This is a genomic window from Staphylococcus sp. T93, from assembly GCF_016743875.1.
In the GTDB taxonomy this organism is placed as follows: Bacteria; Bacillota; Bacilli; order Staphylococcales; family Staphylococcaceae; genus Staphylococcus; species Staphylococcus aureus.
This window is the reverse complement of the sequence record NZ_CP068247.1, coordinates 2,149,515-2,171,995: the sequence shown is the minus strand read 5'-3', so window position 1 is coordinate 2,171,995 and position 22,481 is coordinate 2,149,515. Positions and strand designations below refer to the sequence as shown.

21 protein-coding genes and 1 pseudogene are annotated in these 22,481 nt (G+C 32.5%); 18 read left to right on the top strand and 4 right to left on the bottom strand.

Features of this window, described 5'->3' with window-relative positions:
• The first annotated feature begins 44 nt into the window (after window positions 1-44).
• The 14 genes and pseudogenes from JG553_RS10735 (at window position 45) to lip1 (ending at window position 14,738) form a co-directional block, all read left to right on the top strand.
• Window positions 45-1,757 (top strand): ABC transporter ATP-binding protein, encoded by a 1,713-nt coding sequence (locus tag JG553_RS10735; protein ID WP_000138650.1) that lies wholly within the window; start codon window positions 45-47, stop codon window positions 1,755-1,757.
• Complete coding sequence (locus tag JG553_RS10730; RefSeq protein ID WP_001077826.1) at window positions 1,754-2,587, top strand: energy-coupling factor transporter transmembrane component T family protein; 834 nt, start codon at window positions 1,754-1,756, stop codon at window positions 2,585-2,587. Before JG553_RS10735 ends, JG553_RS10730 begins: the two co-directional genes overlap by 4 nt.
• Window positions 2,588-2,633: 46 nt before the next feature.
• Window positions 2,634-3,131, top strand: coding sequence for a GNAT family N-acetyltransferase (locus JG553_RS10725; RefSeq protein WP_000610978.1), 498 nt, complete (start codon window positions 2,634-2,636; stop codon window positions 3,129-3,131).
• Window positions 3,132-3,248: 117 nt separating this feature from the next.
• A complete protein-coding gene (locus tag JG553_RS10720) occupies window positions 3,249-4,373 on the top strand; it encodes a polysaccharide deacetylase family protein (protein ID WP_000549223.1) in 1,125 nt (374 codons plus the stop codon).
• A 304-nt stretch (window positions 4,374-4,677) separates the two neighbouring features.
• Window positions 4,678-5,496: an ATP phosphoribosyltransferase regulatory subunit gene (locus JG553_RS10715; RefSeq protein WP_001065590.1), complete on the top strand. Its 819-nt coding sequence runs from the start codon at window positions 4,678-4,680 to the stop codon at window positions 5,494-5,496.
• A 17-nt stretch (window positions 5,497-5,513) separates the two neighbouring features.
• Complete coding sequence (gene hisG, locus JG553_RS10710; RefSeq protein WP_000944149.1) at window positions 5,514-6,128, top strand: ATP phosphoribosyltransferase; 615 nt, start codon at window positions 5,514-5,516, stop codon at window positions 6,126-6,128.
• Window positions 6,121-7,371, top strand: a complete 1,251-nt coding sequence (gene hisD / locus JG553_RS10705; RefSeq protein WP_000930643.1) for a histidinol dehydrogenase — start codon at window positions 6,121-6,123, stop codon at window positions 7,369-7,371. Before hisG ends, hisD begins: the two co-directional genes overlap by 8 nt.
• 15 nt (window positions 7,372-7,386) lie before the next feature.
• Complete coding sequence (locus JG553_RS10700; protein WP_000639183.1) at window positions 7,387-8,400, top strand: pyridoxal phosphate-dependent aminotransferase; 1,014 nt, start codon at window positions 7,387-7,389, stop codon at window positions 8,398-8,400.
• Window positions 8,369-8,947, top strand: a complete 579-nt coding sequence (hisB, locus tag JG553_RS10695) for an imidazoleglycerol-phosphate dehydratase HisB (RefSeq protein WP_000640266.1) — start codon at window positions 8,369-8,371, stop codon at window positions 8,945-8,947. Before JG553_RS10700 ends, hisB begins: the two co-directional genes overlap by 32 nt.
• Window positions 8,944-9,522 (top strand): imidazole glycerol phosphate synthase subunit HisH, encoded by a 579-nt coding sequence (gene hisH / locus JG553_RS10690; protein ID WP_000635623.1) that lies wholly within the window; start codon window positions 8,944-8,946, stop codon window positions 9,520-9,522. Before hisB ends, hisH begins: the two co-directional genes overlap by 4 nt.
• Complete coding sequence (gene hisA / locus JG553_RS10685; protein WP_000571736.1) at window positions 9,515-10,219, top strand: 1-(5-phosphoribosyl)-5-((5-phosphoribosylamino)methylideneamino)imidazole-4-carboxamide isomerase; 705 nt, start codon at window positions 9,515-9,517, stop codon at window positions 10,217-10,219. Before hisH ends, hisA begins: the two co-directional genes overlap by 8 nt.
• Window positions 10,216-11,603 (top strand): annotated as a pseudogene (hisF, locus tag JG553_RS13355) (imidazole glycerol phosphate synthase subunit HisF). Before hisA ends, hisF begins: the two are co-directional and overlap by 4 nt.
• 192 nt (window positions 11,604-11,795) lie before the next feature.
• Window positions 11,796-11,975 (top strand): hypothetical protein, encoded by a 180-nt coding sequence (locus tag JG553_RS10670; RefSeq protein WP_025175201.1) that lies wholly within the window; start codon window positions 11,796-11,798, stop codon window positions 11,973-11,975.
• 720 nt (window positions 11,976-12,695) lie between these two features.
• Window positions 12,696-14,738, top strand: a complete 2,043-nt coding sequence (lip1, locus tag JG553_RS10665; RefSeq protein WP_000842036.1) for a YSIRK domain-containing triacylglycerol lipase Lip1 — start codon at window positions 12,696-12,698, stop codon at window positions 14,736-14,738.
• A 446-nt stretch (window positions 14,739-15,184) separates the two neighbouring features.
• On the opposite strand, the gene icaC is transcribed toward lip1, so the two are convergent.
• Genes icaC through icaA form a run of 4 tightly spaced genes read right to left on the bottom strand, consistent with a single transcriptional unit; the run spans window position 15,185 to window position 18,600 of the window.
• A complete protein-coding gene (gene icaC / locus JG553_RS10660) occupies window positions 15,185-16,237 on the bottom strand; it encodes a polysaccharide intercellular adhesin biosynthesis/export protein IcaC (RefSeq protein WP_000723836.1) in 1,053 nt (350 codons plus the stop codon).
• Window positions 16,224-17,096 (bottom strand): intercellular adhesin biosynthesis polysaccharide N-deacetylase, encoded by an 873-nt coding sequence (gene icaB, locus JG553_RS10655; protein ID WP_000877317.1) that lies wholly within the window; start codon window positions 17,094-17,096, stop codon window positions 16,224-16,226. Before icaB ends, icaC begins: the two co-directional genes overlap by 14 nt.
• Complete coding sequence (gene icaD / locus JG553_RS10650) at window positions 17,093-17,398, bottom strand: intracellular adhesion protein IcaD (protein WP_000240580.1); 306 nt, start codon at window positions 17,396-17,398, stop codon at window positions 17,093-17,095. Before icaD ends, icaB begins: the two co-directional genes overlap by 4 nt.
• Window positions 17,362-18,600: a poly-beta-1,6 N-acetyl-D-glucosamine synthase IcaA gene (gene icaA / locus JG553_RS10645; RefSeq protein ID WP_001159430.1), complete on the bottom strand. Its 1,239-nt coding sequence runs from the start codon at window positions 18,598-18,600 to the stop codon at window positions 17,362-17,364. The genes icaD and icaA overlap by 37 nt, the downstream gene beginning before the upstream one ends.
• A gap of 163 nt (window positions 18,601-18,763) precedes the next feature.
• On the opposite strand from icaA, the gene icaR reads away from it, so the two are divergent.
• From icaR to JG553_RS10625, 4 genes are all read left to right on the top strand, one after another.
• The gene (icaR, locus tag JG553_RS10640; protein WP_000653261.1) at window positions 18,764-19,324 is read left to right on the top strand and encodes an ica operon transcriptional regulator IcaR; all 561 of its coding nucleotides are present in this window, start codon (window positions 18,764-18,766) and stop codon (window positions 19,322-19,324) included.
• Window positions 19,325-20,172: 848 nt separating this feature from the next.
• Complete coding sequence (locus tag JG553_RS10635) at window positions 20,173-20,835, top strand: Wzz/FepE/Etk N-terminal domain-containing protein (RefSeq protein WP_000659675.1); 663 nt, start codon at window positions 20,173-20,175, stop codon at window positions 20,833-20,835.
• A 16-nt stretch (window positions 20,836-20,851) separates the two neighbouring features.
• Complete coding sequence (locus JG553_RS10630) at window positions 20,852-21,544, top strand: polysaccharide biosynthesis tyrosine autokinase (RefSeq protein ID WP_000185864.1); 693 nt, start codon at window positions 20,852-20,854, stop codon at window positions 21,542-21,544.
• Window positions 21,541-22,308, top strand: a complete 768-nt coding sequence (locus tag JG553_RS10625; protein WP_000565310.1) for a tyrosine-protein phosphatase — start codon at window positions 21,541-21,543, stop codon at window positions 22,306-22,308. Before JG553_RS10630 ends, JG553_RS10625 begins: the two co-directional genes overlap by 4 nt.
• The last annotated feature ends 173 nt before the right edge of the window (window positions 22,309-22,481 follow it).

The window sequence follows — 22,481 nt, the reverse complement described above, 5'->3', positions numbered from 1 at the left end:
TTGAATCAGATATGTAAATGAATATAGAAAGGTAATGATATATCATGACTGAACCAATTATCTCGTTCAAAGACTTTAGTTTTCAATATCATAGTCAAGCAACACCTACATTACAGAATATAAATGTTGATATTTATCCAGGAGAAAAAGTATTAGTAGTTGGTGCTTCGGGTAGTGGTAAATCGACTTTTGCAAATTGCATAAACGGATTAATTCCATTTAAAACTAAAGGTAACATAACTGGGGAACTATATATAAATAATCAAGATGCAACCGTTAGTTGTTTACATGATAGATCTAATGTTGTTGGTACAGTTTTACAAGATACAGATGGACAGTTCATAGGCTTAACAGCAGCTGAAGATATGGCCTTTTTATTAGAAAATAATTGTGTTGAACAAGATGATATGAAGAAAAATGTAAGTTATTGGGCTGAAAAAGTTGGCATGATAGAACATTTAAATCACCGACCGCAAGATTTATCTGGAGGTCAAAAACAACGCGTTTCATTAGGTGGTATATTAATCCATCGTACGCCTATTTTAATATTGGATGAGCCACTGGCCAATTTAGATCCTGCGACAGGACATGAAACGCTGAGATTGTTAAACAATATTCATGAAGAAACAAAGTCAACGATGATTATTGTCGAACATCGATTAGAAGAATCATTAGATGATACGTTTGATAGAGTTCTTCTTTTTAAAGATGGAAAAATCATCGCTAATACAACGCCTAGTGATTTGCTAAAATCATCTAAGCTTAAAGAAGCAGGCATACGTGAACCATTATACTGTACAGCGCTTAAATATGCAGAAGTAGATGTCGAATCCATTGATAACTTAGCGAATTTACGTGACGTTTGTATGAGTGAACATGTTAAATTTAAAGTGAAAAAATGGATAGATGAAACATCTGCAAATAATGATAATAAGTACAAATCTGAACCGCTATTAGAATTAAATGAGGTATGTGTTCAATATAGTGACTATAGTAATAGTGTACTTAATAATGTTCAATTAAATGTTTATAGAAAAGAAATGCTTAGTATAGTTGGTCACAATGGTGCCGGCAAATCAACACTTGCTAAAGCAATTTGTGGATTTTTAGATATAACAGGTAATATCCAATTTTGTAATAGGGGATTTAATCAATTGTCAATTAGCGAACGATCTGAATTCGTAGGTTATGTGATGCAAAATCCAAATCATATGATTTCTGAAAAAATGATTTACGATGAAGTAGCATTAGGGTTAAGAGCACGAGGTATGAAAGAATCAGATATAAAGATACGAGTAGAGAATGTGCTCAAAATATGCGGACTTTATGCATTTCGGAATTGGCCAATTGCAGCTTTAAGCTATGGTCAAAAAAAGAGGGTCACTATAGCATCTGTTTTAGTCTTAAATCCGGAAATAATCATATTGGATGAACCGACTGCTGGTCAAGATTTCTATCATTATAATGAGATAATGTCATTTTTAATTGAACTAAACAGACAGGGGAAGACGATTATTATGATTACGCATGATATGCATTTATTGTCTGAGTATAGTTCAAGAACAGTTGTATTATCAAAAGGTCAAGTCGTTGCTGATACCACGCCAGTATTGGTTTTAAATGATAAAAAAATCTGTGAGATTGCATCATTGAGACAAACATCGCTATTTGAAATGGCCGAATATATAGGGATTAGCGAGCCACAGAAATTAGTACAATTATTTATTAACCATGATAGGAAGGTGAGACGCCAATGAATCAATATAATACTATAGGTTTTCACCCGGGAAATAGTCGTATTCATCAATTAAATGCGACTGTTAAACTTTTATTCTTATTAGTTGTTTCTATTTCTGCAATGGTGACTTATGACACAAGATATTTAATTTTAATTAGTGCTTCATCTATTTTATTGGTCAAATATGCTCATATTGAATGGAAACAAGTTCGCTTTGTTGTTAAATTCATTCTGTTTTTCACAATATTAAATATTATTGCCGTGTACATATTTGACCCTGAATATGGTGTGAAGATTTATAATCAGCGTACAGAGTTAGTCAATGGTATTGGTCGATTTACGCTAACATCACAGGAATTATTCTATCTTTTTAATCTAATATTAAAATATATTAGTACAGTTCCTTTAGCGTTAATATTTTTATTCACAACGAATCCGAGTCATTTTGCTGCAAGTTTAAATCAGCTAGGTGTGAATTATAAAATCAGTTACGCAGTCTCACTAGCATTAAGGTATATTCCAGATATTCAAGAAACATATTTTAATATTTCACAAGCGCAACAAGCAAGAGGATATGATAATTCGAAAAAAGCAAAATTTACTAGCCGTGTTAAAGGTATCAAACGCATTGTGTTACCTTTAATATTTTCTAGTATCGAAAGAATTGACACTATTAGTACTGCTATGGAGTTAAGACAATTCGGACAGTATAAAAGGAGAACCTGGTACGTCAAAAAACAATTAAAAAAAGATGATTATGTTGTTTTGTGTTTGACGTTAATACTTCTGATGTTAGTAGTTACATTATTCTTTTTAAATAATAGTCGATATTTCAACCCGTGGCATTAGTATTCATATAAATAGTCTTTAAATAGAAATAGGAGGGAGACATTTAATGATAAATACTGAAAGATTAAATTTAATGATTCCAAGTTCCTCGCATTTAATTGAACTTTATAATATTTGTAGTCATCCACAAGCAAATATATACACTCCCAAAGGTTTACATAATTCCAAATTAGACACACAACGGTGGATTGAAAAATGGCGAAACCATTGGCAACAATATCAATTTGGTTACTTTGTATTGGTAAAAAAAATAGATTGTAGTGTTATTGGTATTTGTGGATATGAATATCGACAATTAAAGCAAGAAACAGTATTAAATTTATTTTATAAATTACATCCAAGTTTTGAAGGACAAGGGTACGCATGTGAGGCTATTACAGCAATCACAAATTTTGTGAATTATATCGATCAAGAAACAGTAAAAGTTATCAGGACAAATAAGTGTAACCAACGTTCAATAAATTTAGCAGAAAGGCTTAAATTCAAGCGAGACGATACTATGGACGACATTATCAATCAAGGAGATATTGTGTTTTATAAATAAAATACTATGACATTATCTAAAAAATAAAATTAAAATCCCAACAGTTTCTTAAAAAGTTATGAGCCACATAATAAAAATGTTATAATTGTGCATAATAAAACATAGGGAGAATGTTTAATGCATAAAAAATATTTATTGCTATTTTTTCTGTTATTATCAGTTGCATTGTTATATAGCTGTTCCAAGCAAAATGAGAAAGCTCAAAATAAATCTGTTAATCCAAATGAGTATGCAAAGCATAAATCGAAAATGGATGAACATTGGGAAACATATCACGGCCAAGTTTATCATGTGTTTTATCACCCATTAATTACAGACCCAAAAGTTGCGTTTACAGGAGATACACACCAAGCTAAGGGCAACAATGATTGGATGATTACTGTAAGTGAATTTAAAAAATCATTGAACGAATTATATAAAAATAATTACATCATCGTTAATCCACATGATGTATACGACTTATCATCTCATCATGTAAAAGCCAAAAAAATAAAATTGCCGAAAGGTAAAAAGCCACTAATCATCTCAATTGATGATATGAATTACTATAGTTACATGAGACACCATGGTTATGCTGACCGTTTAGTACTCGATAAAAATAAACATGTTGTTTCTGAAACTACAGACAAAAAAGGCCATGCTACTTATTCTGATGACAATGATATCGTGCCAATTTTAAATAAATTTGTAAAAGAGCATCCAGATTTTTCTTTAAATGGTGAAAAAGGTGTTGTTGCTTTAACCGGTTATGAGGGCGTATTAGGTTATCGCACGAATGAATTAACGAGTAAAGATTATACAAAGAATAAAAAGGCAGCTGAGGAAGTTGTTCGCGCAATGAAACGGGATGGATGGTCATTTGCGAGTCATTCATATGGTCACATTAATTTTGAAAAAACATCTTTAGAAGGTATTAAACGTGATACTAAAAGATGGAAAGATGAAGTTGAACCAATTGTAGGTAAAACAGATATGTTTGTATTTCCACATGGCGCACAGGATAGACATACACAAGCGTATGATTATTTGGTAGATGAAGCAGAGTTTAAGTTTATTGCAGGTGTCGGTCCAAACAATTTTACAGATATATCAGCAACGAACGTTTACCAAGATAGGGTTGCGATTGATGGTCTAAACTTATTTGAATTTAAATATAAACTCAAACCGTTTTTTAATCCTGAAAATGTATATAGTAAACAAGATAGACGTTACTTTAAAGGGAATCGGGATTATGAAGAATAGTTAAATTTAATAAAAAGATAGAAAGAAAATAACTTTACATAATAAGGCAAGGACAATATGTGCAAGAAGTACAACTTCAATATAAAAATCTTGGTTAAGCATTTTTATAGGCACAAATGTCTTGCCTTTTTTATTTTAAAAAATTTTAAAATCAATACACCGAATTTTCTGAAAAAGGTTGTAATGTATTGCTAAAAATGATAAGTTATTAATCATATTACACTTTAGCGTGGTAGAGAAGTAAAGCAAACAACGAAAATACCAAGTGATTTTAAATACAGTATTGAAAGTAAAGGGTGGTCGAGTGAATAATTCAGAACAATTAATTGCGTTAAAAGAATCGGAAACAGCATTTTTAAAATATTTTAATAAAGCGGATTATGAGTTAGTTGATTTTAGTGTGGTTGAAAAGTTGGACTGGAAACAATTGAACCATGAGGATTTGCAGCAGATGGGTGAGCGAAATTTTTGGCAACATGAGCATCAAATTTATGCACTTCGAAATGATTTTACAGATCAATTATTGCGTTATTACTCAATGTATCCAACTGCAGCAACAAAAGTGGCATACACAGGTTTAATCATTCGGAATAATGAAGCGGCTGTACAAGTTGGTTTGGAAAACTATGCACCATCATTAGCGAATGTGCAACAGAGCTTAAAGCTCTTTATTCAGTTTATTCAACAGCAGTTGAGAGACAACGTGCATTTTGTTGTATTGGGACATTATCAATTGCTTGATGCCTTACTCGATAAATCGTTACAAACACCAGACATACTATCAATGATTGAGGAACGTAATTTATCGGGACTGGTTACATATTTGTCGACTGAACATCCAATCGTGCAAATCTTGAAAGAGAATACGCAACAACAATTAAATGTATTGGAACACTATATTCCAAATGACCATCCAGCACTCGTTGAATTAAAAATATGGGAACGTTGGTTACATAAACAAGGTTACAAAGACATCCATTTAGATATTACTGCGCAGCCACCTAGATCCTATTACACAGGTTTATTTATTCAATGTCATTTTGCTGAAAATGAATCTCGAGTTTTAACAGGTGGTTATTACAAAGGAAGCATCGAAGGGTTTGGATTAGGATTAACACTTTAAGTAAGGGAGTATGCACAATGTTAAGAATCGCCATAGCCAAAGGACGTCTAATGGATAGTTTAATTAACTATTTAGATGTAATTGAATATACGACATTATCAGAAACATTAAAAAATAGAGAACGCCAATTATTATTAAGTGTAGATAATATTGAATGCATTTTAGTAAAAGGAAGTGACGTGCCAATCTATGTGGAACAAGGAATGGCAGACATAGGCATTGTTGGTAGCGACATATTAGATGAGCGCCAATATAATGTTAATAATTTGTTGAATATGCCTTTTGGAGCATGTCATTTTGCGGTTGCAGCGAAACCTGAAACGACCAATTATCGTAAAATCGCAACGAGTTATGTTCATACTGCTGAAACATATTTTAAATCAAAAGGTATTGATGTCGAATTGATTAAATTGAATGGCTCTGTTGAATTGGCCTGTGTTGTAGATATGGTAGACGGAATTGTCGACATCGTTCAAACAGGTACTACGCTAAAAGCGAACGGACTGGTTGAAAAGCAACATATTAGTGATATCAATGCAAGATTAATAACTAATAAAGCAGCTTATTTTAAAAAATCACAATTAATAGAGCAATTTATTCGCTCTTTGGAGGTGTCTATTGCCAATGCTTAATGCACAACAATTTTTAAATCAATTTTCATTAGAAGCACCATTAGATGAGTCATTGTATCCAATTATTCGCGATATTTGTCAGGAAGTTAAAGTTCATGGAGATAAGGCTTTGAAAATGTATAATCTAACATTCGATCATACGAAAACAGATCATTTAGAAATTAGTCATGAACAAATTAAAGCAGCATTTGACACATTAGATGAAAAAACAAAACAAGCATTACAACAAAGTTATGAAAGAATTAAAGCATATCAAGAAAGTATTAAACAGACGAATCAACAGTTAGAAGAATCAGTGGAGTGTTATGAAATATACCATCCACTAGAAAGTGTCGGTATTTATGTGCCTGGTGGTAAAGCAAGTTATCCTTCAACGGTATTAATGACAGCGACGTTAGCACAAGTAGCAGGTGTGGAAAATATTGTCGTTGTGACACCACCTCAACCTAATGGTGTGTCTCAAGAAGTATTAGCAGCATGCTATATTACGCAAGTTGATCAAGTATTTCAAGTTGGTGGTGCTCAAAGTATTGCTGCGTTAACTTATGGCACAGAAACGATACCTAAAGTTGATAAGATTGTAGGTCCAGGCAATCAATTTGTTGCATATGCCAAGAAATATTTATTTGGACAAGTAGGTATTGACCAAATAGCTGGACCAACAGAAATAGCACTTATTATTGATGAAACAGCAGATTTAGATGCCATCGTATATGATGTTTTTGCACAAGCAGAACATGATGAATTAGCACGTACATATGCCATTAGTGAAGATGCGCAAGTCCTTAAAGATTTAGAATCACGTATTGCTAAAGCATTGCCTAATGTGGACAGATACGACATTGTTTCTAAAAGTATCGCTAATCAACACTACCTTATCCATGCTAGTAATTTTGATGAAGCATGCCATGTCATGAATACAATCGCGCCTGAACATGCGTCGATTCAAACAGTAAATCCTCAACCATATATTGAAAAAGTGAAATATGTGGGTGCATTGTTTATTGGACATTATTCGCCAGAGGTCATAGGAGATTACGTTGCAGGTCCAAGTCATGTATTACCTACAAATAGAACAGCTAGATTTACCAATGGGTTATCGGTCAATGATTTCTTAACACGGAACACGGTCATCCATTTATCAAAAGATACGTTTGAACAAATTGCTGATTCAGCACAACATATTGCTCATGTTGAAGCATTATACAATCACCAGCAGTCTATTTTAATACGTCAGTCTTAGGGGAGTGTAATTGAAATGATTTATATTGATAAAAATGAAAGTCCAGTTACGCCGTTGGATGAAAAAACAATGACGTCTATTATTAGTGCAACGCCATATAATTTATATCCTGATGCAGCATATGAACAATTCAAGGAAGCTTATGCTAAGTTTTACGGATTATCGCCTGAACAAATTATTGCAGGAAATGGATCTGATGAATTGATTCAAAAGTTAATGCTGATCATGCCAGAAGGTCCGGCATTAACGCTAAATCCTGATTTTTTTATGTATCAAGCATATGCGGCACAAGTAAATCGTGAAATTGCATTTGTAGATGCAGGATCAGATTTAACGTTTGATTTGGAAACCATTTTAACGAAAATCGATGAAGTACAACCATCATTTTTTATTATGAGTAATCCACATAACCCTTCAGGCAAGCAATTTGATACGGCATTTTTAACAGCTATTGCAGATAAGATGAAAGCATTAAACGGATACTTTGTCATTGATGAAGCATATTTAGATTATGGTACGGCATATGACGTGGAACTGGCACCACACATCTTAAGAATGCGTACATTATCAAAGGCGTTTGGAATTGCCGGCTTAAGATTAGGTGTCTTAATTAGTACTGCTGGAACGATAAAGCATATTCAAAAAATAGAACATCCATATCCATTAAATGTATTTACGCTAAATATTGCGACTTATATTTTTAGACATAGAGAAGAGACAAGACAATTTTTAACGATGCAACGACAGTTAGCTGAGCAGTTAAAACAAATATTTGATACACATGTTGCAGATAAAATGTCAGTGTTCCCATCAAATGCTAATTTTGTACTTACTAAAGGCTCAGCAGCGCAACAATTAGGACAATACGTATATGAACAAGGATTTAAACCTCGCTTTTATGATGAGCCGGTGATGAAGGGCTATGTAAGATACTCAATTGCAACAGCATCACAGTTAAAGCAATTAGAAGAAATTGTTAAAGAATGGAGTGCAAAATATGATTTATCAAAAACAACGAAACACAGCTGAAACGCAACTAAATATTTCAATATCTGATGATCAGTCACCATCGCATATTAATACAGGTGTGGGCTTTTTAAATCATATGTTAACCTTGTTTACATTTCATAGCGGTCTGTCATTAAACATTGAGGCACAAGGTGATATTGACGTAGATGATCACCACGTAACTGAAGATATCGGCATTGTCATTGGCCAATTGTTACTTGAAATGATTAAAGATAAAAAGCATTTCGTTCGTTATGGAACGATGTACATTCCAATGGATGAAACATTAGCACGTGTCGTTGTGGATATAAGTGGGCGCCCATACCTATCATTCAATGCATCATTAAGTAAAGAAAAAGTTGGTACGTTTGATACGGAGTTAGTAGAAGAATTTTTTAGAGCGGTCGTAATCAATGCAAGATTAACAACGCATATTGATTTAATTCGTGGAGGTAATACACACCATGAAATTGAAGCTATATTCAAAGCGTTTTCCCGTGCATTAGGCATAGCGCTAACTGCAACTGATGATCAGCGTGTGCCGTCATCGAAAGGTGTGATTGAATGATTGTCATCGTTGATTATGGATTAGGGAATATTAGTAATGTAAAACGCGCTATTGAACATTTAGGGTATGAGGTGGTTGTCTCAAATACCTCAAAAATAATCGATCAAGCAGAAACAATCATATTGCCCGGTGTCGGCCATTTTAAAGATGCGATGTCAGAGATAAAACGATTAAATCTCAATGCAATATTGGCTAAGAATACTGATAAGAAGATGATTGGTATTTGTTTAGGCATGCAATTAATGTATGAGCATAGTGATGAAGGCGATGCATCTGGATTAGGGTTTATCCCAGGAAATATTTCGCGTATCCAAACAGAATACCCAGTGCCACACTTAGGCTGGAATAATTTAGTGAGTAAGCACCCTATGTTAAATCAAGATGTTTATTTCGTACATTCTTATCAAGCGCCGATGTCAGAAAATGTAATTGCATATGCGCAGTATGGGGCTGATATTCCGGCAATTGTTCAATTTAACAATTATATTGGTATTCAATTCCATCCTGAAAAAAGCGGTACATATGGGTTACAAATTTTGCGTCAGGCAATACAAGGGGGATTTATAAATGATTGAATTATGGCCAGCGATTGATTTGATTGGGTCAACAAGTGTGAGGTTAACAGAGGGTAAATATGATAGTGAAGAAAAAATGTCACGCTCGGCTGAAGAAAGTATTGCTTACTATAGTCAATTTGAATGTGTGAATCGTATTCATATCGTCGACTTGATAGGTGCTAAGGCACAGCATGCCCGAGAGTTTGATTATATTAAGTCATTGAGGAGATTAACAACCAAAGATATTGAAGTAGGTGGTGGCATTCGTACGAAGTCACAAATCATGGACTACTTTGCCGCAGGGATTAATTATTGCATAGTTGGAACGAAAGGTATTCAAGATACTGATTGGCTTAAAGAGATGGCACATACATTTCCAGGTCGCATTTATTTATCTGTTGATGCCTATGGAGAAGATATTAAAGTGAACGGATGGGAAGAGGACACAGAGTTAAATTTATTTAGTTTTGTGAGACGGTTATCGGATATACCTCTTGGCGGCATTATATATACTGATATTGCTAAAGATGGCAAAATGTCCGGACCTAACTTTGAATTAACTGGTCAATTAGTAAAGGCAACGACGATTCCTGTCATTGCTTCCGGTGGTATTAGACATCAGCAAGATATTCAACGATTAGCGTCGCTAAATGTTCACGCTGCTATTATAGGAAAGGCTGCACATCAAGCATCTTTTTGGGAGGGGCTAAAATGATTAAAAAACGTATCATTCCATGTTTAGATGTCAAAGATGGTCGTGTCGTTAAAGGGATTCAATTTAAAGGATTAAGGGATATTGGGAATCCTGTTGATTTAGCAATGTATTACAATGAAGCGGGTGCTGATGAATTAGTATTTTTAGACATCTCTAAGACGGAAGAGGGTCATAGCTTAATGCTAGAAGTGATTGAACAGACAGCGTCACGCTTGTTTATCCCTCTTACTGTAGGGGGTGGGATTCAAAGTCTCGATGATATTACCCAATTGCTAAATCATGGTGCAGATAAAGTATCATTAAATTCAAGTGCTTTAAAAAATCCACAGCTCATTAAACAAGCGAGTGATAAATTCGGTAGACAATGCATCTGCATAGCAATTGATAGCTATTATGATCCTGAAAGAAAAGCACATTATTGTTGTACGACTGGTGGTAAAAAAATGACAAATATTAAAGTATATGACTGGGTACAGCAAGTAGAACAGTTAGGTGCAGGTGAGCTCCTCGTTACAAGTATGGGACATGATGGTATGAAACAAGGCTTTGATATTGAACACCTAGCAAATATTAAGTCTCTTGTAAATATTCCAATCATTGCTTCTGGTGGTGGTGGCAATGCACAACACTTTGTAGAATTATTTGATCAGACGGATGTTTCTGCAGGTTTAGCTGCAAGTATATTACATGATCGAGAAACGACGGTTCAATCTATTAAAGAAGTGATACGGCAAGGGGGTATAGCAGTAAGATGACCAAATATAAAATTGATTTTAGCAAAGGTTTAGTGCCAGCAATTTTACAAGATAATCAAACAAAACAAGTATTGATGTTGGGTTATATGAACCAAGAAGCTTTTGATAAAACGATAGAAGATGGTGTGGTATGTTTCTATTCGCGGTCGAAACAACGGCTATGGACAAAAGGTGAAACATCTGGTCATACGCAACGTGTTAAAGATATTCATGTAGATTGCGACAATGACACTATTTTAATTGATGTCATACCAAATGGACCAACATGTCATACAGGCAGTCAAAGTTGTTTCAACACAGAAGTTCCATTTTCAGTGCAAACATTAGCGCAGACAGTTCAAGATAGTGCCCAATCCAATAATGAAAAGTCATATACAAAATATTTATTAACAGAAGGTATAGAAAAGATTACAAAAAAATACGGTGAAGAAGCTTTTGAAGTCGTAATTGAAGCAATTAAAGGTGACAAAAAAGCATTTGTAAGTGAAGTAGCAGATGAACTTTATCATTTATTTGTCTTGATGCATGCGCTTGGCGTCGATTTTTCAGAAATTGAGGCGGAATTAGCGCGTAGACATCATAAGCGCAATAACTTTAAAGGTGAACGACAAAATATCGAACAGTGGTAAAGCAAGTATGGACTAAGATATAAGGAAAAGGATCATGGCTTATACACTTACAAATATTGTGGAAAACGTGACATTTTCAAGTTTAAAATACGACACCAACATATTTTAACTATGAATGCTGTGATGGTACTAAAGTTGCGAACTCGTTATAGATAAGTAGTGGATAATCACAATACGAAATCAAAAATAATTATAAAAAGTAAATTGAGCAACTCAGGAATAGATGTCACTGTTAAAGATGTCGAAAAGTATATGAATCGATATAATGAAGTTATGAAGGGAAAAAATGGCGAAAAAGCTAAAGAGTTATGTTTGTCGTTACTACCTATTAATATCATAGTTGTCTTTACATTCTTTGTATTTATACTATAAATACAAATATATCTAGCCTGAAATAGAAATGTCATAGCCTATTTAAAAGACAATCTCCATTAGAACTAAGATATGCATCCCGAAAGTTAGACTAAAAAACTAACTTTATGGGATGTATTTTTATGCTAATCATCATAAATTCGAGATTAAGTTAAAGGTAGTTCAAGAGTAATTAAACAATAAATTAAAAATAGTAGGATACTTACTTTGAGGGAAGAAAATTAACTGTATATATTTAGTTTAGGAACAAGTATTACGGTTTATCCTGATACAATTATTGTGGATGGGATGATATTTTTAGGTTTAAAATACGACACCAGCAAACATAATAACTGTAATAGCTCATAAATCTCCCCATATAGCTAATCTAAAAAAATAATACATCATTGGAATTAAGCCCCAAGCATGTAAATATTAAAAATCAAAAAAGATATATGTAAAAAAGTTACAATTTGCATAATTAAATTGTGTCTAATTATTGACTAATTAAATTTTGCCAAATATAATATTAATTAATAATTTGAAATGATTAGCGTATACACTTTAAATTCTCTTTGGAGAATATATTTTTTAAATACAAATGTAAACGCTTTCTCGTCAAATTAAACAATAGAAAGGATGGTCATTATGAGTGCTTGGTTAAGTAAATTATTTGAGTTTATTCCTCGAATAATTATCAATTTGTTTATCTAAAATAAAAAAATAGAGGTGCTGACAATGATGAAAAGTCAAAATAAGTATAGTATTCGTAAATTTAGTGTAGGTGCATCTTCCATTTTAATAGCTACATTACTATTTTTAAGTGGTGGACAAGCACAAGCAGCTGAGAAGCAAGTGAATATGGGAAATTCACAGGAGGATACAGTTACAGCACAATCTATTGGGGATCAACAAACTAGGGAAAATGCTAATTATCAACGTGAAAACGGTGTTGACGAACAGCAACATACTGAAAATTTAACTAAGAACTTGCATAATGATAAAACAATATCAGAAGAAAATCATCGTAAAACAGATGATTTGAATAAAGATCAACTAAAGGATGATAAAAAATCATCGCTTAATAATAAAAATATTCAACGTGATACAACAAAAAATAACAATGCTAATCCTAGCGATGTAAATCAAGGGTTAGAACAGGCTATTAATGATGGTAAACAAAGTAAAGTGGCGTCACAGCAACAGTCAAAAGAGGCAGATAATAGTCAAGATTCAAACGCTAATAACAATCTACCTTCACAAAGTCGAATAAAGGAAGCACCATCATTAAATAAGTTAGATCAAACAAGTCAACGAGAAATTGTTAATGAGACAGAAATAGAGAAAGTACAACCACAACAAAATAATCAAGCGAATGATAAAATTACTAACTACAATTTTAACAATGAACAAGAAGTGAAACCTCAAAAAGACGAAAAAACACTATCAGTTTCAGATTTAAAAAACAATCAAAAATCACCAGTAGAACCAACAAAGGACAATGACAAGAAAAATGGATTAAATTTATTAAAAAGTAGTGCAGTAGCAACGTTACCAAACAAAGGGACAAAGGAACTTACTGCAAAAGCGAAAGATGATCAAACGAATAAAGTTGCCAAACAAGGGCAGTATAAAAATCAGGATCCTATCGTTTTAGTGCATGGTTTCAATGGGTTTACAGATGATATTAATCCTTCAGTGTTAGCTCATTATTGGGGCGGTAATAAAATGAACATTCGCCAAGATTTAGAAGAAAATGGTTACAAAGCTTATGAAGCAAGTATAAGTGCTTTTGGAAGTAACTATGACCGCGCAGTTGAACTTTATTATTATATCAAAGGCGGTCGTGTAGATTATGGTGCAGCACATGCAGCAAAATATGGACATGAACGTTATGGAAAAACATACGAAGGAATTTACAAAGACTGGAAACCAGGACAGAAGGTACACCTAGTTGGACATAGTATGGGCGGTCAAACGATACGTCAACTAGAAGAATTACTGCGTAATGGTAATCGTGAAGAAATAGAGTATCAAAAGAAACATGGTGGCGAAATTTCTCCACTATTCAAAGGTAATCATGACAATATGATTTCATCAATTACTACTTTAGGAACACCACATAATGGTACACACGCATCAGATTTAGCTGGTAATGAAGCTTTAGTGAGACAAATCGTATTTGATATCGGTAAAATGTTTGGTAATAAAAATTCAAGAGTAGACTTCGGGTTGGCTCAATGGGGTCTAAAACAGAAGCCAAATGAATCATATATTGATTATGTCAAACGCGTTAAACAATCTAATTTATGGAAATCAAAAGATAATGGATTTTACGATCTGACGCGTGAGGGTGCAACAGATTTAAATCGTAAAACGTCGTTGAACCCTAACATTGTGTATAAAACATACACTGGTGAAGCAACGCACAAAGCATTAAATAGCGATAGACAAAAAGCAGACTTAAATATGTTTTTCCCATTTGTGATTACTGGTAACTTAATCGGTAAAGCTACTGAAAAAGAATGGCGAGAAAACGATGGTTTAGTATCCGTTATTTCTTCTCAACATCCATTTAATCAAGCTTATACAAAAGCGACAGATAAAATTCAAAAAGGCATTTGGCAAGTGACGCCTACAAAACATGATTGGGATCATGTTGACTTTGTAGGACAAGACAGTTCTGATACAGTGCGCACAAGAGAAGAATTACAAGATTTTTGGCATCATTTAGCAGACGATTTAGTGAAAACTGAAAAGCTGACTGATACTAAGCAAGCATAATTTATAAAGTAAAGGGAGGAATTAATAATGACTGCAGACTTCTTTCAATTAATCGGATCATTATTTAGAATTCTAAAAGAATTATTCAAGTAAAACATTGGCGAGGCCCCAACATAAAGAATTTCGAAAAGAAATTCTACAAACAATGCAAGTTGGCGGGGCCCCAACAAAGAAGCTGGCGGAAAGTCAGCTTACAATAATGTGCAAGTTGGCGGGGCCCCAACATAGAAGCTGGCGGAAAGTCAGGTTACAATAATGTGCAAGTTGGGGTGGGACGACGAAATAAATTTTGCGAAAATATCATTTCTGTCCCACTCCCATTGGCATTTACGAAGTTTAAATGTGCAATTAGAATATATGTATAACAATATTAAACACGCGGTAAAACGAAGTCAGTCAATTCAAACTGATTTCGCCCACCGCGTGTTTTTAACATAGCTTAATAATTAATAAGCATTAATGTTCAATTTATATGGTTGTTTTCCAATAATAAACCTAAAGATATAGAATTCACGCAATATCATGCCGACACCTATACATAATCCTAAAATGAATAGTAGTGATATCGCTAGAAAGACCATTGTATTATCCTCAAATATATTTGTATATGCAAACAATGAGTCTAGAATGATTGGATGTAATAAATAAATAAAGAATGAGAAAGCACTAATCATTTGAATCGTATTAAATAACATTGTTTTAAAATGCGTGCAAATACCCAAGATAACAATAAACATAATACTATTATATGGTGTTAATGAATATGAAAAGCTGGTAACGTTCCAATAGTCTCCATTTGCTAACGCAATAAACACAAAATAAGTAGCTACAGCTAATACAATCATAATAACTAAATAACGTTCTAAGAAATTTAATACACGTTCGTAGTTATAACCCATATATGCACCTAAGAAGAAATAAAAAATCCATCCGAATATTATAGTATTTTCACTTAATGGATAATAGTGTAGCACGGTATCGTGAAACGCTGTGTTGTTCGTAAAGTAATATAAAAATGATTGCTGTAAAATAAAAGATAACAATAATAATATTTTACTGTTGAATAGGTTATAGTTAATTTTAAAAATGATATAACTCAAAATAAAGAATTGCATGATAACAACGATAAAATAGCCATACCATTGACCTAATAGGACATTTTCAATGAATTGTTTATTGAAACTTGAATCTGTTAATAATGATTCACTATAACTGTAAAACAATCCCATTAATATGTAAGGAATAAGTATATATTTTACGCGTGTAGTTAAGTATCTATAGGTGACTTTTTGGTAATTCAAGGTTGTCAGTAACTGTGACAAGATAATAAAGCAAGGTGTACCAAAAATCACAATATTACGAATGTAAAATTGTAACACTAAGGATCCACCCTCCATATTTTCATGTTTTAAAGTAATTTGTGTAAGTAAATGTGTGATAATAATAATTGCACATATAATAGCACGTAAATATACGAGTTCAAGTCTAATCTTTTTCATGGAATCCGTCCCATCTCTTAATTAAATGCTCAAAAGCATCATCACTAATTAATATTCTAGGGATGTAATAATCATTGGAGTTCGGAGTGACTGCTTTTTCCTCTAATGAAAAACCGTATTTTAACCCAGCTTTTTTGATTACCGGTAATTTATCGTCATTCATCAAGCCATAAGGATAGGCTATAGTTTTCTGCGACTTTTTAAAGTTTTTAGTTAGATATTTTTCACTTTTGTTTAAATCTTTTATGATTGTAGCTTCAGAAGCTTTCATTAATTTTGACTTATTATTTTTAGATAAGTTATGCAAATCGTGGGTATGTGTTTCAAATTCCCATAACCCAGTTTTATACATTTCTTTTAGTTCTTTTTTACTAATCATATCGAGGTTGTGAAAGTTTTCTTCCCCAACATGACCTGTGATAATAAACCCAGTTGCCGGTATTTTATATTTTTTTAAGATTGGATAAGCATTTTCATAAATAGTTTCATCCATATCATCAAAGTTAATCCATACACTTCGTTTTGGAAACTTACCTTTTTTCTTGTAATATAAAAATTCTTTCAAGGTTAAAAATTTAGCATCATGTGATTTTAGCCATTTTATTTGAGATTCAAATTGTGATTGACTAACACTATAATTTTTAATTTCTTTACTACTAGAAAAGAAGTAAATAAAATTATTCAGAAAATTCGCTTTTCTTACACGGTGATAATTTAATGCCAGAGCACTATTTTCTTTATATTTCAGTTTTTTAGGTGAATCGTCATCTGCATTTGCAATATGATGACCATCCAGTGTGCTTACAGGCAATATGATCAAGATACTCAACACTAAAATTATAAATTTTCTATACTTCACGATTCTCTTCCTCTCTGCCATTTTTGAATCAATATGCTAATTGTAAAAAATACAAAAATGATAATCGCGAAAATGCCCATAGTTTCAAATATATCTAAAATTTCAGTATTTTCAATGTTTAAAGCAACACGTATTGTATTGATACTTTCGTCATGAATTTCAAATATAGTACCAATATAAACGAGTAGAACAACTAAACAATATATCCAAAAGACACAAGATATAGCGATAAGTGCTGTTTCTCTTACAATATTTAGCGATGATTTTAGCGTTGGGTATTCCCTCTGTCTGGGCTTGACCATGTTGCGTAACCACCTTTCTTACGTTTTAATGCTTTTGGAAATGCGACAAGAACTACTGCTGCGTTAATAATCCAGTATACTGTCGGATACCAACTTACAAATATGAGTCCAGCCATATTCTTTTTCTCGTAGCGACTATCAATAAAGAGTGCGACTGTAAATTGAATAACGTTTATAAAAGTCATAGTAAATGATGATAGTAGAAATATTGAAAAACTATATGTCATAAATGTATAGTCTAAGAAGTTTGCTGTTATGAACAAATAGCCTAAATATAGAAGCACTATATATACCCATAAAATCGAGATGATTTGCTCAAACATCAAAATATATAAAGGAAACCTTTTCGTTTTCATTGTGCTAAAAAAGTCTCGTAGTAATACTTCGTGTCCCCCTTGAGCCCATCTCACGCGTTGCTTCCAAAGACCTCCCAATGTTTCTGGAACCAACATCCAACACATGGCAAGCGGTTCATACTTAATACGATATCCACGTAAATGCAATTTCCAAGAAACTGCAATATCTTCGGTAATCATATCAGTATCCCAGTAGCCAACGTCGACAACTGCACTTTTTTTAAATAGAGTGAAGACACCCGAAATAGTATTGACTGCGCCAGCAAGTGTCTGACTTCGCTTAATACAGCCAATTAAACTTGCATATTCTATCGTTTGAATTTTACCTAAAATAGAACTCTTATTTCGAATTCTAGGATTACCTGTAACTGCACCAAGTTTTGGATCATGTTTGAAATTCTCAATCATATAATATGGTGCATCTTGATCAACGATAGTATCTGCATCCAAGCACATTACATAATCATATGAAGCCTGTTTAATGCCTTGATTGAGTGCGTTGGCTTTACCTCTGTTTTCTTGTAAATCGACGAAAATAAAGTCATTATTTTCTTTGATTTTATAGATGAGTTCTGCTGTATTATCTGAACTTCCATCATTAATGATAATAATTTCTTTCTTCTCGTATTTGAGTGCAAGAACATTAGACAACGTATCTTCAATCGTTTCACTTTCGTTATAACAGGCAAGTAAAAATGTAATGCCTTCTAATTCATCCACATTTATGTCAGGCTTCTTGTTCAATGAATATCTAATTTCTCTGGTAAAATAGAAATAAATTGAACCGACAATCCAGTAAATAGACATAAATACAGGATAAAAAAGCAAAAAGTTAAAAAATTGCAATTTCTTTACCTACCTTTCGTTAGTTAGGTTGTAAGCCATATGGTAATTGATAGTATTTTAATTTGCAATAGATTGTTGTTATAATTAAACGGAAATATTTGTAATTGCAACTTAATTTTCCTGTAACATAGTGTGATTAATTTTCAGTAGGGGGTTATAAAAATTGAAGGATAAGATTATTGATAACGCAATAACCTTATTTTCAGAGAAGGGGTATGACGGTACAACACTTGATGATATAGCTAAAAGTGTAAATATAAAGAAAGCGAGTTTATATTACCATTTTGACTCGAAAAAAAGTATTTACGAACAAAGTGTTAAATGTTGTTTTGATTACCTTAATAATATTATTATGATGAATCAAAATAAATCGAACTATTCAATTGATGCTTTATATCAATTCTTATTTGAGTTTATTTTCGACATCGAAGAAAGGTATATTAGAATGTACGTTCAATTATCTAATACGCCTGAGGAATTTTCTGGAAATATTTACGGACAAATACAAGATTTAAATCAATCATTAAGTAAAGAGATAGCAAAATTCTATGATGAATCAAAGATAAAGATGACAAAAGAAGACTTTCAGAATTTAATATTGCTGTTTCTTGAAAGTTGGTATTTGAAAGCATCCTTTTCGCAAAAATTTGGAGCAGTGGAAGAAAGTAAAAGTCAATTCAAAGATGAAGTGTATTCGCTACTAAATATATTTTTGAAGAAATAATTTTTGTTACTAGTTTGTAATAATTAACTTACTTTTGTAAAAAAAGACATGAGATTATTTTTTTAAATCTATATAAAGTTGACAATACAAATCGATATTGAGAATATTAAGATGTATATGAATTTTATAAATTAAATGCAATACATTAATATAAATATCAATTGTTGCAAAATACGATTTGTTCAATGATTTGATAATATTATTCTTTATATTTGTGAATGGTTAAGTTTGTCTTTGAACATATTATAAAAGTGTAATGTTCCCCTGAAAAGAATAAGTTGTCATCTAATTACAGGAAATCCGCATAAATTAGATGAAATGGAAAGTAATAAGTAATAATTTATTGATAAGCGCCTATGTGATGGTAAATCATGACATAGGCGCTTTTTTTTATAAGTTAAAAATGTAAATAAAAATTATATAAATTACCCACATCTTTTTAAAAGGTGTGGGCTTTATTATCATTAACCCAACTCACAGTGACGGGTTACGCAAGGTATTGAATTACCGAGTACGGGCACGCTCGGTGTTGTAAAGAGCAAATAATCAAGTAATGATGATGCTTCTACTCGATTATAAGAAAGCCATGATAGAGTACGATGGTATCTAGTTTTATTATTAATAGGTTTGGATATTTAAAGTTGGACAATATTATATCTTGTGCAAAAATATAAATAAGTTATACATAATGGTAGAGAATCATGATATAATTTTAAACGATAAAATATTTATATAAATAATTAGAGAAAATGTAGTTGTGTATGTTTTGTGGTCGTTAAACTAGATATAATTGTCCGATTTATAAAACATACATAATGAATACAATGATTGATTATGTGGAGGAAACCATGAAAGAAAAGTTTGATTTAGTAAAACTATTAAATATTCTAAAGAAGAATATTAAATTATTGCTTATTTTACCGGCAATATGTCTTGTAGTAAGTGCGGCATTAACCTTTTTTGTTATGCCTGACAAATATACTGCTTCTACTCAAATATTAGTGAACATGAAAAAGTCCTCAAGTGATTTAGCTTTCCAAAATGTTCAAAGTAGTTTGCAGTCTGTTAATACATATACGGAAATTATCAAAAGTCCTAGAATTCTAGATAAAGTATCTAGAGAATTTGATGGTCAGTATTCAACAGCTGAGTTGAATTCATTTTTAAAAGTAACCAATCAAACAAACTCTCAAATTATTACTGTATCAGTTACCACTGGGAATAAATCTGAATCTGACAAAATTGTTAATAAAATATCTAAAGTTTTTGCTCATGACATGCCTAAAATTATGAGTGTTGATAATGTTACGATACTTTCCTCAGCACATGATAATGCTGTAAAAGTATCTCCAATAGTATCTGTCAACTTAGTTATCAGCATTATTGTTGGTATTGTTTTAGCAATATTGATTATTTTCTTAAAAGAATTATTAGATAAGCGTATTAAGACAGAAGAAGATGTTGAATCGCAACTAGGATTACCTATTTTAGGTTCAATACAAAAATTTTAATTTACGAGGAATTACCATGACGAATACACGAAGAAGTACATCAAGTTTAATTGTCCATGAACAACCAAAGTCACCTATTAGCGAGAAATTTCGAGGCATAAGATCAAATATTATGTTTGCAAATCCTGACAGTGCAGTTCAAAGCATTGTAATCACTTCAGAGGCACCAGGCGCAGGTAAGTCTACAATTGCAGCAAATTTAGCAGTTGCATATGCGCAAGCAGGTTATAAAACACTAATCGTAGACGGGGATATGCGTAAACCTACGCAGCATTATATTTTTAATTTGCCAAACAATGAAGGCCTATCAAGTTTATTGCTAAATTGGTCAACTTATCAAGACAGTATTATCTCAACTGAAATTCAAGATTTAGACGTCTTGACGTCTGGGCCAATCCCACCGAATCCGTCAGAGTTAATTACATCAAGGGCATTTGCAAATTTGTATGACACATTATTGATGAATTATAACTTTGTAATTATCGATACGCCACCAGTGAACACAGTTACAGATGCGCAATTATTTTCAAAGTTTACCGGCAATGTTGTCTACGTAGTTAATTCGGAAAATAATAATAGAGATGAAGTTAAAAAAGGAAAAGAACTTATTGAAGCAACAGGTGCTAAATTATTAGGTGTAGTCTTAAATAGAATGCCTAAAGATAAAAGTGCTAGTTACTATGCATATTATGGGACTGATGAATCATGATTGATATTCATAACCATATATTAGTTGATATAGATGATGGTCCTAAAACAATTGAAAAGAGTATTGCACTATTAAAGCAAGCTAAGGATGAAGGTGTAACAAGTATTGTAGCGACACCTCATCATTTGCATCCGAGATATGATAATACATTTCAACAAGTGCTTGTGAAATTGGCGGAGTTAAGAACGCATCCAGAAGTTCAAGCATTGGATATTAAATTATTTCCCGGGCAAGAAATTAGAATTACAGATTCGATTCTGAAAGGCTTAGATAATGGTAGTATTCAAGGTATTAATCGTTCGAAATATTTATTAATTGAATTTCCAACGGGCGAAGTACCACATTATACAAAACAATTGTTTTTTGAAATACAATCGAGAGGTTACATACCAATCATTGCACATCCTGAAAGAAATAGAAGTATCGCCAAAAATCCGGAAATATTATATGAATTGGTTGCAAATGGGGCACTGAGTCAATTAACATCGAGTTCTTTAGTTGGTGGATTTGGTAAAAACATTCAAAAGTTATCATTACAATTTATAGAATGTAATTTGGCTCATTTTGTAGCTTCAGATGCACATTCATGTGACCAAAGACCATTTTTGATGCAAGAATTATTTCACAATCATAAATTGAAGAAATATTCGAATGATATTGAAGCATTACTTCGAAATGCCAGTTCAGTAATCAATGATAATTTTGTTTATTTAGACAGACCGACTAAGCCAGGAAAAGTGAAGTCGTTTTTGAAATGGTTTTAACTAAATATATTTTTTCGAATTAGACTGGTATACATGTACCAGTCTTTTTGAGTATGCTTAAAATGAATTATAATCATGATTATTTACTAATTCGTATAATACAACTTGTCTAATTGATTAAGGCGAATGGCTTTCAATAAAAAGACTCGTTTTTTATAGTGAAGGTAGTTTGA

What these genes read in the sequence shown, in the direction of transcription:
- JG553_RS10735 (WP_000138650.1), top strand. Translation starts at nt 45, where the DNA reads ATGACTGAACCAATTATCTCGTTCAAAGACTTTAGTTTTCAATATCAT.
- JG553_RS10730 (WP_001077826.1), top strand. Translation starts at nt 1,754, where the DNA reads ATGAATCAATATAATACTATAGGTTTTCACCCGGGAAATAGTCGTATT.
- JG553_RS10725 (WP_000610978.1), top strand. Translation starts at nt 2,634, where the DNA reads ATGATAAATACTGAAAGATTAAATTTAATGATTCCAAGTTCCTCGCAT.
- JG553_RS10720 (WP_000549223.1), top strand. Translation starts at nt 3,249, where the DNA reads ATGCATAAAAAATATTTATTGCTATTTTTTCTGTTATTATCAGTTGCA.
- hisG (WP_000944149.1), top strand. Translation starts at nt 5,514, where the DNA reads ATGTTAAGAATCGCCATAGCCAAAGGACGTCTAATGGATAGTTTAATT.
- hisD (WP_000930643.1), top strand. Translation starts at nt 6,121, where the DNA reads ATGCTTAATGCACAACAATTTTTAAATCAATTTTCATTAGAAGCACCA.
- JG553_RS10700 (WP_000639183.1), top strand. Translation starts at nt 7,387, where the DNA reads ATGATTTATATTGATAAAAATGAAAGTCCAGTTACGCCGTTGGATGAA.
- hisB (WP_000640266.1), top strand. Translation starts at nt 8,369, where the DNA reads ATGATTTATCAAAAACAACGAAACACAGCTGAAACGCAACTAAATATT.
- hisH (WP_000635623.1), top strand. Translation starts at nt 8,944, where the DNA reads ATGATTGTCATCGTTGATTATGGATTAGGGAATATTAGTAATGTAAAA.
- hisA (WP_000571736.1), top strand. Translation starts at nt 9,515, where the DNA reads ATGATTGAATTATGGCCAGCGATTGATTTGATTGGGTCAACAAGTGTG.
- lip1 (WP_000842036.1), top strand. Translation starts at nt 12,696, where the DNA reads ATGAAAAGTCAAAATAAGTATAGTATTCGTAAATTTAGTGTAGGTGCA.
- icaC (WP_000723836.1), bottom strand. Translation starts at nt 16,237, where the DNA reads ATGAAAAAGATTAGACTTGAACTCGTATATTTACGTGCTATTATATGT.
- icaD (WP_000240580.1), bottom strand. Translation starts at nt 17,398, where the DNA reads ATGGTCAAGCCCAGACAGAGGGAATACCCAACGCTAAAATCATCGCTA.
- JG553_RS10635 (WP_000659675.1), top strand. Translation starts at nt 20,173, where the DNA reads ATGAAAGAAAAGTTTGATTTAGTAAAACTATTAAATATTCTAAAGAAG.
- JG553_RS10630 (WP_000185864.1), top strand. Translation starts at nt 20,852, where the DNA reads ATGACGAATACACGAAGAAGTACATCAAGTTTAATTGTCCATGAACAA.
- JG553_RS10625 (WP_000565310.1), top strand. Translation starts at nt 21,541, where the DNA reads ATGATTGATATTCATAACCATATATTAGTTGATATAGATGATGGTCCT.